Annotated in this window: 11 protein-coding genes and 1 other RNA gene; 4 read left to right on the top strand and 8 right to left on the bottom strand. The window is 62.9% G+C overall.

Annotated features, from left to right (window positions below):
- Nucleotides 1-4: 4 nt before the first annotated feature.
- Both GWE18_RS19940 and GWE18_RS19935 read right to left on the bottom strand, forming a co-directional pair.
- Nucleotides 5-355 carry a YciI family protein gene (locus GWE18_RS19940; protein ID WP_057848320.1) on the bottom strand — a complete coding sequence of 117 codons (351 nt, stop codon included), beginning with the start codon at nt 353-355 and terminating at the stop codon, nt 5-7.
- 156 nt (nt 356-511) lie between these two features.
- A complete protein-coding gene (locus GWE18_RS19935) occupies nt 512-943 on the bottom strand; it encodes a PAS domain-containing protein (RefSeq protein WP_275187402.1) in 432 nt (143 codons plus the stop codon).
- Nucleotides 944-1,086: 143 nt separating this feature from the next.
- On the opposite strand from GWE18_RS19935, the gene rnpB reads away from it, so the two are divergent.
- Nucleotides 1,087-1,500: RNase P RNA component class A (gene rnpB / locus GWE18_RS19930), an RNA gene on the top strand.
- A 201-nt stretch (nt 1,501-1,701) separates the two neighbouring features.
- Here the strand turns inward: rnpB and GWE18_RS19925 are convergent.
- Nucleotides 1,702-2,430 carry an alpha/beta hydrolase gene (locus GWE18_RS19925; RefSeq protein WP_275187401.1) on the bottom strand — a complete coding sequence of 243 codons (729 nt, stop codon included), beginning with the start codon at nt 2,428-2,430 and terminating at the stop codon, nt 1,702-1,704.
- Nucleotides 2,431-2,545: 115 nt separating this feature from the next.
- On the bottom strand, nt 2,546-3,511 hold the full coding sequence (locus GWE18_RS19920) for an AraC family transcriptional regulator (protein ID WP_275187400.1): 966 nt from the start codon (nt 3,509-3,511) through the stop codon (nt 2,546-2,548).
- Nucleotides 3,512-3,910: 399 nt separating this feature from the next.
- On the opposite strand from GWE18_RS19920, the gene GWE18_RS19915 reads away from it, so the two are divergent.
- Nucleotides 3,911-4,654 (top strand): sulfite exporter TauE/SafE family protein, encoded by a 744-nt coding sequence (locus GWE18_RS19915; protein WP_275187399.1) that lies wholly within the window; start codon nt 3,911-3,913, stop codon nt 4,652-4,654.
- Between the two features lie 72 nt (nt 4,655-4,726).
- A complete protein-coding gene (locus GWE18_RS19910; RefSeq protein ID WP_275187398.1) occupies nt 4,727-5,659 on the top strand; it encodes a DMT family transporter in 933 nt (310 codons plus the stop codon).
- Here GWE18_RS19910 and GWE18_RS19905 read toward each other — a convergent pair.
- The 4 genes from GWE18_RS19905 to GWE18_RS19890 form a co-directional block, all read right to left on the bottom strand.
- A complete protein-coding gene (locus tag GWE18_RS19905) occupies nt 5,641-6,072 on the bottom strand; it encodes a hypothetical protein (RefSeq protein WP_275187397.1) in 432 nt (143 codons plus the stop codon). The two genes, GWE18_RS19910 and GWE18_RS19905, sit on opposite strands and share 19 nt — an antisense overlap.
- Nucleotides 6,073-6,108: 36 nt before the next feature.
- Nucleotides 6,109-7,911, bottom strand: a complete 1,803-nt coding sequence (locus tag GWE18_RS19900) for an ABC transporter ATP-binding protein (RefSeq protein ID WP_275187396.1) — start codon at nt 7,909-7,911, stop codon at nt 6,109-6,111.
- Between the two features lie 327 nt (nt 7,912-8,238).
- Complete coding sequence (locus tag GWE18_RS19895) at nt 8,239-9,828, bottom strand: DHA2 family efflux MFS transporter permease subunit (protein ID WP_275187395.1); 1,590 nt, start codon at nt 9,826-9,828, stop codon at nt 8,239-8,241.
- Nucleotides 9,829-9,876: 48 nt separating this feature from the next.
- On the bottom strand, nt 9,877-11,172 hold the full coding sequence (locus tag GWE18_RS19890) for an HlyD family secretion protein (RefSeq protein ID WP_275187394.1): 1,296 nt from the start codon (nt 11,170-11,172) through the stop codon (nt 9,877-9,879).
- Between the two features lie 188 nt (nt 11,173-11,360).
- On the opposite strand from GWE18_RS19890, the gene GWE18_RS19885 reads away from it, so the two are divergent.
- Nucleotides 11,361-12,002: a TetR/AcrR family transcriptional regulator gene (locus GWE18_RS19885; protein ID WP_275187393.1), complete on the top strand. Its 642-nt coding sequence runs from the start codon at nt 11,361-11,363 to the stop codon at nt 12,000-12,002.
- Nucleotides 12,003-12,025: the final 23 nt, after the last annotated feature.

The raw sequence follows: 12,025 nt of genomic DNA, 5'->3' as shown, positions 1-12,025 counted from the left end.
GCCGTCAATCATAAACCATGACCGGCCGCACCTCGATCGAACCGATCGTGGCCTCGGGAATCCGCGCGGCGATCGCCAGCGCGGTGTCGAGATCCTTGGCCTCGACCAGATAATAGCCGCCAAGCTGTTCGCGGGTCTCCGCGAATGGACCATCCGTCGTCAGGGTCTTGCCGTCGCGGACGCGCACGGTGGTTGCCGTCGTGGTCGGCTGCAAGCCGTCACCGGCCTTGAAATGGCCGCTCTGGATAATGGACTGGGTGAACGCGCCGTATTCCGCCGTCTTCGCCTTCCGCGCCGCGGCGTCCATTTTGCCAAACTCGGCCTCGCTCCGATAGATCAACAACAGATACTGCATTTTGGAAACTCCTTCTTTTACCGGCTGGATCGCCGACACCCAGTCGAACGGGCCTCCAGCAAAACGACATCGTCTGGGAAATTTATTTTGGCGGTGGAGCGACCCTTTCGGGAGGGACAACTTCATACCGGAAACGTGAACAATGCCAGTGGGTATTCAGGACTGCCCGCCGGCCTCGGCGAGTTTCCGCTTCAGCTCCCGGACTTCGGCAAAGCGCTTCGTCACGTCGCGCATGACGGCCACCGTCCCTGTGACCTCCTGCAATTCATTTCGCAGCAATACGATGGTGAATTCGACCGATATCCGCCGGCCGTCTTTTGTCAGACCGGGCACCGACAACAGATCGCCGTGGCCGTAGCGGCTCGTTCCCGTCGCCATCGTATGCCGAAAGCCGGCCCAGTGCCGTGCACGCAAATTCTCAGGGATAATCAGGTCAAGCGACTGGCCGATGGTCTCCCCGGCCGGGAATCCGAAGATGCGCTCGGCGCCGGGATTCCAGAAACTGATGCGTCCATCGCGATCGGTCGCGATGATCGCGTCGGAAGCGCTGCGCAGCAGTGCTTCACCAAGGCCGGCAGGCATATTCATCGCGTGTCACCGCTACTCATCCTCAAATCGATCAGCCAACATCAAATGCCGCCATGCCGCTTCTGTCAAAATTGCACGTATGGAACCCGATTAACCATTGCGATCGCTTGACGCGGCGCGCCGGAATCCCCATTCGTAGGGTGTCAGTCGGCCGGACGGCCGCTCCCGCTACGGTCGAAAGGCTGCGGGGGAGGAAAGTCCGGGCTCCATCGACATACGGTGCCGGATAACGTCCGGCGGGGGCAACCCCAGGGAAAGTGCCACAGAGAACGAACCGCTCCGTCTCCGGACGGAGCAAGGGTGAAAAGGTGCGGTAAGAGCGCACCGCGTATCCGGCAACGGAAACGGCATGGCAAACCCCACCGGGAGCAAAACCGAATAGGGACGGCAACGCGGGTCCGTTCGCGAAAGCGATAACACCGCAGGGCAATGTCAGGCTCGCCGTCCGGGTAGGTTGCTCGAGGCCATGTGCAAACCTGGTCCCAGAGGAATGGCCGTCACGTACCATTCGCAAGAATGGTGCCCTACAGAACCCGGCTTACAGGCTGGCTGATGTTTTGAGAATGAGGGGTTCGGCGCAAGCACGCCGGACCCCTCGCCATTTCAATCAGCGCAACCCGTGGCCCGGATGGAGCGCAGCGAAATGGGCCGCTGCCAGTTTCAGATGCCGTGTCGATATGCGGAACTACTGAGCTAACCTGGTGCACAGATCCCGGATTTCGCTGCGCTCCATCCGGGCTACGCGACTGGCTGATGCCTCAGTCGCGCCCCGCCTCTTCGATCGCCTGCGCGAGCCGCGCCGGGTTGCTGAAGAACATCTCATGGCTGCCGTCGCACTCGGTCAAGCGAAACAGACCGAGACGCTCGGACAGGCGCGGATGCCATGGCAGGCCGTGAGGCAGCGCAATGTCCTGCCGGCAATTGACGTAGGACTTGCCGACCGGCAATTCCGCCAGCGCCCGCTTCAGCGCGATCTTGTCGGTAAAGGTCTTGTAGGGATGCGGGTTGAGCTTGGCAAAGGCAGACTTCGCGAGCTCAAGGTCGGCGTCGTTGATGAAGGCATCGCGCCAGATTTCGAACGGCAGCATCACGGCGTTCTTGTTCGCGGCGGCCACCGCATCGAACAGGCCGACATAGTGCGGCGGCACCATGTCGTTGAGGCACTGCCCGTCCAGCGGAACGAACGCGTTGACGTAGACGAGGCGCCTGATCCTGTCAGTCAGACGGTCGGCGACACCTGAAATCACCATTCCCCCATAGCTGTGGCCGACCAGCCTGATGTCGCGCAGATTGTTCTGTTCGATGTAAGTGGCGATCGAGACAATCGCGTGCTCGAGGCCGATCTTGTCGCGATCGTCGTTTTGGTTGTTGCCGGCAATGGTCGGGCAATGCACGATGTGCCCCTTCGTGCGCAGATGGCCGGCCACCGCTTCCATCTCGGCGCCGGAATGCCACGCGCCATGCACGAGGACGTAAAGGTCTGTCATTTCCGTCTCCCCTCATTTCGGAATCAGACCTTGATAGGGATCGCGTTGCGCCGGGGATGGCCGAATTCGGCCATCGCGATCGCCGATTTACGCCAGCGAACACGACGACTGGGCGTCAGCGCTGCCGCCTGAACGCGGCTGGCGTCATGCCAAGATATCTACGGCATTGGCGGATGAAGTGGGATGGGTCGGACAAGCCGACCCGCAGCCCGATCCCGCCGACGCTAATGCAATCGAACCGGGGTTCGCTCAGCATCCTGCGCGCGACCGCCATCCGGCAATCGTTGAGAAGCCCGCTGAACGTCAGCCCGGCGTTGTTGAGACAGCGATGCAAGGTCCGCTCGGAAACGCGCAATTGCTCTGCGACGGCTACAGCCGTCAGCCCCGGTTCGGCGTAGCGCAGCCGGATGGCGCCACTGATCTGGTCCAGAAGTTTTGCGGCGTCGCGTTGCTCCGAGGCCGAGGCCGGGATCTCGCTGCCGTAGCCAAGGGCCAGCAGGGCGCCGAGCTGGTCAATGAGAAGCTTCGCGGGTAACGGCCGATTGACCGCAAGCTCGGGTGTCAATTGACAGGCGAATGCGCTGAGCGCCGCGCCCCAGCCGGCGCGACCGTCGATGCGTTGCCCGATACGCCGCTCGGGATTGATGATCCACGATTCGACCCAGGAGATCGGCAGTTCGAGCGAAAGCGTATTCGCCGTGACCGGAAAGTTGAAATCGTAGCAGCGCCTCGAGTCCAGAAGCACAAGATCGAACGGCTGCAGGCGCGCCGAATGGCCGTTTTGCGTTGCCATCCAGTCGTTGTCGGTCTTGCAGAGAAGGTAATAGTAATTGGTCTTGCTACGCTCGACGCTCGCTTTCCTGCGATAGACGTGCTGGCCGGTACCCTGCACCCGGTTGATGCCGATTGTGTCGAGCTGCCCGCGCTCGATGGAGCAGTCGAATCCCGGCCGAACCGGCGTCGTGATGTCCATCTCGAGAAAGCATTCGCAGACCGCGCCAATCCAGTAGTCCAAGCGCCGGGACGGCTCAACCTGACCGGTTGACCACGTCTCGATGCCTGCCGTCGTTCTGGCCGTCATGACCGCCTCCACGATCGACGTCGACCGCCGGTACCCCAGCTTGTTAGGCGCAGGTCGGAGAGTCAATCTGTTGGAGACAATTCGTAGCCCGGATGGAGCGTAGCACAATCCGGGATCTTCGAATTCGCGGCGCGCTGACCCGGGTTACGCTGCGCTACACCCGGGCTACGCGACTACGCGACGATCTTTTGCAGAAGCGCCATCCACCAGGTTATTGTTGAAGGCTTCGATTGCGATAGTACCTTCCCCGTGCCTCGTGTAAACGTCGCGGCAACATTCAACGTCATTCCGGGGCGATGCGAAGCATCGAACTGGAATGTGCGATTGCACATCCGAGAATCTCGAGATTCCGGGTTCGCATCTTCGATGCGCCCCGGAATGACAGGGGAATATTAAAGAGTGGACGTATCCACCTACGCAATCCTGCTGGCCGGCGCGCTTGCCGGTGGTTTTGTCTCCGGTCTCTCCGGCTTCGGAACGGCGCTGATGGCGCTGGGGATCTGGCTTTATATTGTGCCGCCGGCGATTGCCGTGCCGCTGGTCCTGATCTGTTCGGTCAGTTCGCAGATCTCGACGCTGCCGTCGATGTGGAAAGTGATCGACTTCAAGCTGGCCGGGCCGTTCGTGGCGGGCGGTCTTGTCGGCATGCCGATCGGCGCGTTGCTGGTGGCGCGCGCCGATCCGCAGAACTTCAAGCTCAGCGTCGGCGTTATGCTGCTGGTGTTTCCGACTGCGCTCTATTTCATCCGCAAGCCGATGGCGTTCCGCTTCGGCAGCCGCATAGCCGACACATGCGTCGGATTTGCCGGCGGCATTCTCGGCGGCCTCGCTGGTCTCTCGGGCCCGCTCCCGACCCTGTGGGCCAGCATCCGCGGCTGGACCAAGGATCAGCGCCGCGGCGTTTTTCAGGTCTTCAATGGCAGCGTGCTGGGCGCTGCGCTCTGCCTGCAGATCGCCAGCGGTTTCGTCAAGATGGACGTGTTCTGGCTGGCGATGCTGGCGATGCCCGGCACGCTGATCGGTGCGCACCTCGGCATGCGCACCTACCACGCATTGAACGACCGAAACTTCTACGACGTCGTGCTGGCGCTGCTGTTTCTGTCGGGGATCGGATTGGTGTGGAGCAGCATTGCTCCGAGATAGAAGCGCATAGCCGCCATGTGCTCCGAGTAGATTGCTGTACGCTAACCTGCAAAGCAGCTGACCAATCGCGTCATGAGTTCTCCTTCGTCGCGCGAACGTCTCGGCCTGCTGCTGGGCTTCATCGGCATGGTGATCTTCGGCGGCACGCTGCCGGCGACGCGGATCGCGGTTGCGGAAATTGATCCGATTGCACTGACCTCACTGCGCACCGCGATCGCCGGGCTATGCTCGCTGGTGCTCCTTCTTGTGTTGCGCCGCCCGTTGCCACCCCGTGCGCTGTGGGGGCAACTCGTCATTGCGATGCTCTGTGTCGCCGTCCTGTTTCCGCTGCTGATGTCGCTGGGGATGCAGACGGTCGATGCCTCGCATGGCGGCGTGGTGCTGGGGATTCTGCCGATCGCCACCGCACTGGTCGCCGTGGCTATCACCCATGAGCGGCCGAGGCCGCTGTTCTGGATCGCTTCCGTCGCCGGCGCTGCGCTGGTGATCGCGTTTTCCTTAAGGGAAGGCGGCGGCGCGTTCTCGACCGGCGATCTCCTGCTGTTTGCGGCCGTGGCCGTATCTGCGATCGGTTATGCGTTCTCCGGCCGGCTCACATCGCAGATGCCGGGCTGGGAGGTCATTAGCTGGATCCTCGTCATCGGCCTGCCGCTCTCGATCCCGGCCGCAGTGCTGACCATGCCGCACGATGTCGGCCAGATAGCCCTGAAGCCATGGCTTGGGCTGCTCTACGTTGCGCTGTTCTCGCAATGGATCGGGTTCTTCGCATGGAACGCCGGGCTGGCGATGGGCGGCATCGCGCGGGTTTCACAGGTCCAGTTGCTGCAGCCCTTCGTCACCTTTGCGCTCGCAGCGTTCTTCAACGGCGAGACCATCACGCTGCAGATCCTGCTGTTCGCCGCGGCGGTCGTGGTGACGGTTGCGATCTCGACGCGAACGCGCGCCAAGGCGGCGCCCTCACCGCCGCAACGCGATCGGAAGCCGCCTCAGTTGGCGGCATCCTGATCGATTAGCTTCGGGTGATCGGCCACCAACTCTGCCCTCATCTTTTCCGACTGGATGGCGCGGAGTAGAACCCTTGCGGTTTTCAGGTGATCCACCTGTACACACAGCTTGATGATCTGGCTCACTGAAACGTCACGCATCGAATCGTGGGAGATTTGCATCACTATTTCGAGCGCGCACTTGATGGCGGCCTGGTATCGTTGAGCGTCGTCGGCTCGCTTCTTCTCGGCATCGCGCCCGCCGGGCGCCGCCATCTTTTCCGCGATGGCGCCTGCGGAAACACAGATGTTGCGGATCTTGTGGGCCGCGCCGATATCGCCCAACGGCTGATCGTCGGCAACTTCCCAGACATCCGGCTTCCGCTCTTTCTCAAACCAGCGCATCGCGCGAGCCCCCTTGATGCCGGAAAACATATTCCGACATGGATCGGGCCCGCAACAATGCTCACCTCATTCGGCCGCCGAGATGCGGCCGAACTCGGTGGCCTGCAGCTCGAACAGCCCGCGATAGATGCCGCCGGGCCGCGCCGTCAGCGCCGCGTGCGTGCCCTGCTCGACGATCTCGCCGCGGTCGAATACCAGGATGCGGTCGAGGCTGCGCACCGTCGATAGCCGGTGGGCGATCACGATCGAGGTGCGCCCTTTCATCAGCCGCTCCATCGCCTGCTGGATCAAGCCTTCCGATTCCGAATCGAGGCTCGAGGTCGCCTCGTCCAGGATCAGAACCGGCGCATCTGCCAGGAACGCACGCGCCAGCGCGACACGCTGCCGCTCGCCGCCCGACAGCTTGACGCCGCGTTCGCCGACCAGCGTGCCGTAGCCTTTCGGCAGCCGCAGGATGAAGTCGTGCGCGTTGGCGAGCCGGGCCGCCTGCTCGATTGCAGCCATGCTGGCGCCCGGCCGGCCATAAGCGATGTTCTCGGCCAGCGTACGATGAAACAGGATCGGGTCCTGCTGCACGATTGCGATCTGGCTGCGCAGCGATTGCTGCGTGGCTAAAGCGATATCTTGATGGTCGATCAGGATCTTGCCGCCGCTGACGTCGTAGAGCCGTTGCACCAGCTTGACGAAGGTGGTCTTGCCGGAGCCGGAACGGCCGACCAGGCCGACCCGCTCGCCGGCGCGGATCTCTACCGACAGGCCGCCATACAACGGCGCGCGATGGCCGCCGTAGTGGAACGTCACGTCGTCGAACACGATGCGGCCGCCCTGGATGTCGATCGGCTTCGCATCAGGCGCGTCCGCAATGCCGATCGGCTCGCCATGGATCGCGACCAGCTCCTCCATGTCGTTCACCGAACGCTGCAGGTTATTGATGTGCATGCCGACGTCGCGCAGATACGCGTGGATGATGTAGTAGCTGGTCAGCACATAGGTGACGTCGCCCGGCGTGGCGCGACCCGCGATCCACAGCAGGATCGCCCCGCCGATCACGGAAGCGCGAAAGCACAGCAGCACCGCGAGCTGCGCGGTGGAGGTGTAATTGTAGCGCAGCCAGGTTCGACGTACGCGCGTGCGCCATCGGCCAATGACGCCGGCAAGCCGCGCATCCTCGCGCGCTTCCGCGCCGAAGGATTTTACCACCGCGTTGCAGGTCAGGGCGTCCGCCAACGTGCCGCCGACTTTGGTGTCCCAGGCATTGGAGACACGCGCAGCGGGGGCGATGTAGTTCACCGAGAACGCCAGCGTCATCGACACGTAGATCACGGTGCCCACTGCGATGACCGCGCCGAGCACGGGCCAGTGCAGCCCGAGCAGGATCATCGAGCCCAGCAGCACCAGCAGCGACGGCGCCAGCGCCATCAGGATGGTGTCGTTAAGCAGGTCGAGCGCCCACATGCCGCGCGTGACCTTGCGCACGGTTGAGCCGGCAAAGCTGTTGGCGTGCCAGTCGGTCGAAAAGCGCTGCACGCGCGCAAAAGCATCGCGCGACACGTCTGACATGGTCTTCAGCGTGAACGGCACGATCGCCTGCAGGCCGGTCAGTCGCAGGATCATCGACAACAGGCCGAGCGCCACGATCCCACCGAAGGCAACGAACGCGGCATGTCGCGCCGCCGCGTCCGAAGCGCCCGAGGTCAGCGCATCGACCAGGCGGCCGGAGAAGATCGGCATGAACAGGTCGGCCGCGGTCGCGCCGAGCAGCCCGCCGGCGACGACGACGGCGCGGCCGGGCTGTTGCAGCCAGTGGCGGAACACGAACGGGATCACCACGCGAATCGCCGCGGGTCGTTTGTCTGTTTGAACGGTCATGGCCTCATCCGGCTGTGCGCAGACACACGCCGGCTCCATCTGAATTGACGCGCGGTGGCTTCAGGCCGAACGCAAGCGTCGTTGAACAATAGCGTTAAGTCGTTGGGAAGCTTTGGAGATCGGGTGTCAGACCCGATCAGGGCCGGCGGAGATCGCGCTCAGCGACGCGACCGAAATACCAGCACGAGCATCGGACGCGAGGGCGCGATCTGCGAATACATCGAAATCATGCAAATCTCCCCGGTTCGAGCGACAATGCGCTGCTTATAAATGCATCGCGGGTGATTTGCAACATGACATCAGCGTGATCGCGTGTTGCCACTCGTACTAATGGGCGTCGCCGCCAGCCACCGCTGCGGATGGCTTCTTCAGCACCAGCACGAACAGGCTCAGGCCGAAATAAAACACCGTCAGCATGAAGAAGGCATCGCCATAGCCCATCACCACCGCCTGGCGGTGCACGATCTGCGACAATTGCTTCATCGCCATCAGTGCGGAATCGCCCATGCCCTGCATGCGCTGGGTCAACATGTTGAGCGTTTCGACCGCGGTCGCGTTGCCCCAGGTGACGCGGTCGTGCAGGCGCGAGATGTGCAGATCAGTGCGCTCGTTGAGCACCTGGTTGATGACGGCAAGCCCGACCGCGCCGCCGAGGTTGCGCGTCAGGTTGAACAGCCCGGAGGCGTTCTTCACCCGCTCCGGCGCCAGCGTGCCGAGCGCGATGGTGTTGGTCGGCACTATTGCGAGCATCATGCCGACGCCGCGCAGGAGCTGCGGGATCAGCAATTCGTAGAAATCATAGTCCTTGGTGATCCACGTCATCTGGTAGGTGCCGAGCCCGAACAGGACGAGGCCGATCGCGATCAAATAGCGCATGTCGTATTTCGTCATCAGCCGCCCCACGATCGGCGCGGTGAGGAACATGGTGAGACCCGAGATGAACAAGGTCTCGCCGATCATCAGCGCGCTGTAGCCGCGGACTTCGGCCAGATAGCGCGGATAGATGTAGGTGAGACCGTAAAGGCCGACGCCGACGCAGAGCGAGATCAGGCAGCCGACGGCGAAATTGCGGTCGGTGAAGGTTCTGAGGTCGACGATCGGCTCGCGCGCGCTGAGCACGCGCCAGAAGAACGCGATCGCCGAGACCACGCAGATCGCTGCGCAGACCGCGATCGAGGTGTCTTCCAGCCACTGCGACTGCGGGCCTTCTTCCAGCACATATTCGAGCGTGCCGAGAAAGCCCGCCATGAACAGGAGGCCCCACCAGTCGAAATGCTCGAGCAGCGCAAAGTTCGGCCGGTCGAAATCGACCAGCGCCAGCACGCCGATGGTGATGCCGATGCCGGGGACGATGTTGATGAAGAACAGCCAGTGCCACGACATCATGCCGGTGATGTAGCCGCCGACGGTGGGCCCGATGGTCGGCGCCAGCGTCGCGACAAGCCCGATGATCGGACCGACGATGTGGAATTTCGAGCGCGGAAATACCGTGTAGGCGGATGCGAACACGGTGGGGATCATGCCGGCGCCGAGAAATCCCTGGATTGCGCGCCACAGGATCATCTGCTCGATGGTCGAGGCAAATCCGCAGAAGAAGCTCGCGATCGTGAAGCCGGAGGCGGAAATCGCAAACAATAGGCGGGTGCCGAACGCGCGCGACAGGAAGCCGGACAGCGGGATCGCGATTACCTCGGCGACGAGGTAAGAGGTCTGCACCCACGACACTTCGCTGGAGCTGGCCGACAGGCCGGCTTGGATCTCCGACAGCGACGCCGAGACGACCTGGATGTCCAGGATCGACATGAACATCCCGAACACCATGATGAGAAACGCAAACAGCCGCCGCGGCGGGATGCGCTCGGATGCGTCGTTCGCGGCATTCATCGCGGGAGGCGATGCGGCGGTGGCGTCGGCCATGGTCAGCTCGGCACGGGCGCCGGGCTTTCGCCCGGGCTTCAGGAACAATTACTGCGGTTGAACCATCCCGGGCGCATCGAGATCGGCCTCGCTGTCCGCGTCGGCCGCGCCCTCGCGGGTGTCGACGGTAGTGTAGACCGACATGCCGGCGCGCAGCAGGTTCTGCTTTGCGACTTCCTTCGGCACGCGAATACGAACCGGCAGCCGCTGTACGATCTTGGTGAAATTGCCGGTGGCGTTGTCCGGCGGCAGCAGCGTGAACACCGAGCCTGCCGCCGGTGAAATGCTGTCGACGACGCCGGCGAACTTGCGGTGACCGTAGGCGTCGACCGAAATCTTCACCGGCTGGCCGGGCCGGATGCGCTTGAGCTGGGTTTCCTTGTAGTTGGCGTCGATGAAGACGTCGTTGAGCGGCACCACATTGGCAAGCCGCTGCCCGGCCTGGATGAAATCACCGGCATTGACGAGGCGGTTGGAGAAGGTGCCGTCGATGGGCGCACGCACCGAGGTGAAGGCGAGGTCGCGCTCCGCCTTGGCGAGCTGGGTCTGCAATTCCGCAAGCTGCGCGCGGGCCTCGGCCTGTTGCGCTTTCGTCACCTCGACATTGTCGCGCGCGGCGTCAAAGGCCGCTTGCGCCGACCTCACCGCAGCGACGCCCTGATCGCGGCTGGCTTCAGAGACCTCGAAGGCGGCGCGCGAGGCAAAACCCTTGGTGCTCAGCGCCTGCTGGCGATCGAAGTCGAGGCCGGCGCGCTTCATCGCGGCTTCCGCGGAAGCGAGCTGCGCTTTGGTTTGCTCGACGGCGCTTTCGAGCGCCGTGACCTGACGGCCGATGCGGTCGATGGTGGCCTGTTGGGTCGCGATCTTGCTGCGCGCGGCTTCCACAGCAATCCGGTAATCGCCGTCGTCGATCCTGAAAATTACATCGCCGGCGCCAACGAGCGAATTGTCGCGAGGCAGGATTGCCGCGACATGGCCGGACACCCGGGCGCCGAGCATGGTGTTGTTGGAGCGGACATAGGCATCATCGGTCGAGACATAGAAGCGCCCGACCATGACGAAGTAGACGCCGTAACCGATCGCGGCCAGCGCGAGCAGTCCAAGCGCGCCTATCATGACGAATTTGCGCTTGCCCGATTTCGCCGCCGCTGCATCGGTGCCGGTGGATGGCGCGACTGGCCGCTCGGCGCCGGGCGACTCGGCGGGACGACGCCGGGTTTCTTCCGCGACGTTAGTCCGCAACTGGTCCGCAAGCTGGGCGCCGGCCTCGGGCGCAGCTTCATCGTTCGCCGTTTCCGATCCGGCGCGAACGATGCGTGCGGCCTGGTCTCTCGCTGCGGCCATTGCCGGCCTCCCCCACTCCGAACGTCACGATGCTGGTGAGGCCAGGAAACCGGCCGCATTGCCACACTGATCGAAAACTACCATTGACCGAACGGTTCGGTCAAGATACATTGCTACGATAGGACCATAACGCGAGAAGAGCTTCCTGTCCTATCGCGGGTTGAATTCTCGCGCGAGAAGATAAACCAATGGTTGCATCAACGACAAACACCATTCATCCCTTCGGCGAGGAGGACAGTTCGAAGCGCCGGCAGATTTTGGACGGCGCGCGAAAGGTGTTCATGGATCTGGGCTTTGACGGCGCGAGCATGAACGAGATCGCGCGCGCCGCCGGCGTCTCCAAGGGCACACTCTACGTCTACTTCGCCGACAAGAGCCGGCTGTTCGAGGCCATCGTCGAGGACGAAGCGCTCGAAAAGGGCAAGATCGCCTACAATCTCGATCCCCGGCGCGATGTCGAAACGACGCTGCGGGAATTCGGCCAAACCTACATCGGATCGATCTGCCGGCCAGGCGGCGGATCGTCAATCCGCACGGTGATGGCGATCGCGGAGCGGATGCCGGAGGTCGGACGCCAGTTCTACGAGAACGTACTGGCGAAGACGATCAACGGTCTTGCTGAATATCTGCGGGCCCATGTCGGGACGGACGATCTTGCGATCGATGACTGTGGATTAGCCGCCGCGCAATTCCTGCAGATGTGTCAGGCGACGCTGTTTCTGCCGTTCGTGTTTCAGGCAGAGCCGGCGCCATCGGCGGAGCGCATCGCGCATGTAGTCGACAGCGCGACGCGGATGTTTCTGGCGACATATCGGGCGAAGCCGGCCTAAGATCGGCTTCGCCTTTTCCGGAC

Origin of the sequence: Bradyrhizobium sp. CSA112 (genome assembly GCF_029051645.1) — a bacterium.
GTDB lineage: Bacteria > Pseudomonadota > Alphaproteobacteria > Rhizobiales > Xanthobacteraceae > Bradyrhizobium.
Note: the sequence above shows the minus strand (reverse complement) of the source record. Positions and strands in the feature narration are given on the sequence as shown.

What these genes read in the sequence shown, in the direction of transcription:
- GWE18_RS19890 (WP_275187394.1), bottom strand. Translation starts at nt 11,172, where the DNA reads ATGGCCGCAGCGAGAGACCAGGCCGCACGCATCGTTCGCGCCGGATCG.
- GWE18_RS19910 (WP_275187398.1), top strand. Translation starts at nt 4,727, where the DNA reads ATGAGTTCTCCTTCGTCGCGCGAACGTCTCGGCCTGCTGCTGGGCTTC.
- GWE18_RS19895 (WP_275187395.1), bottom strand. Translation starts at nt 9,828, where the DNA reads ATGGCCGACGCCACCGCCGCATCGCCTCCCGCGATGAATGCCGCGAAC.
- GWE18_RS19920 (WP_275187400.1), bottom strand. Translation starts at nt 3,511, where the DNA reads ATGACGGCCAGAACGACGGCAGGCATCGAGACGTGGTCAACCGGTCAG.
- GWE18_RS19935 (WP_275187402.1), bottom strand. Translation starts at nt 943, where the DNA reads ATGAATATGCCTGCCGGCCTTGGTGAAGCACTGCTGCGCAGCGCTTCC.
- GWE18_RS19885 (WP_275187393.1), top strand. Translation starts at nt 11,361, where the DNA reads ATGGTTGCATCAACGACAAACACCATTCATCCCTTCGGCGAGGAGGAC.
- GWE18_RS19925 (WP_275187401.1), bottom strand. Translation starts at nt 2,430, where the DNA reads ATGACAGACCTTTACGTCCTCGTGCATGGCGCGTGGCATTCCGGCGCC.
- GWE18_RS19905 (WP_275187397.1), bottom strand. Translation starts at nt 6,072, where the DNA reads ATGTTTTCCGGCATCAAGGGGGCTCGCGCGATGCGCTGGTTTGAGAAA.
- GWE18_RS19900 (WP_275187396.1), bottom strand. Translation starts at nt 7,911, where the DNA reads ATGACCGTTCAAACAGACAAACGACCCGCGGCGATTCGCGTGGTGATC.
- GWE18_RS19940 (WP_057848320.1), bottom strand. Translation starts at nt 355, where the DNA reads ATGCAGTATCTGTTGTTGATCTATCGGAGCGAGGCCGAGTTTGGCAAA.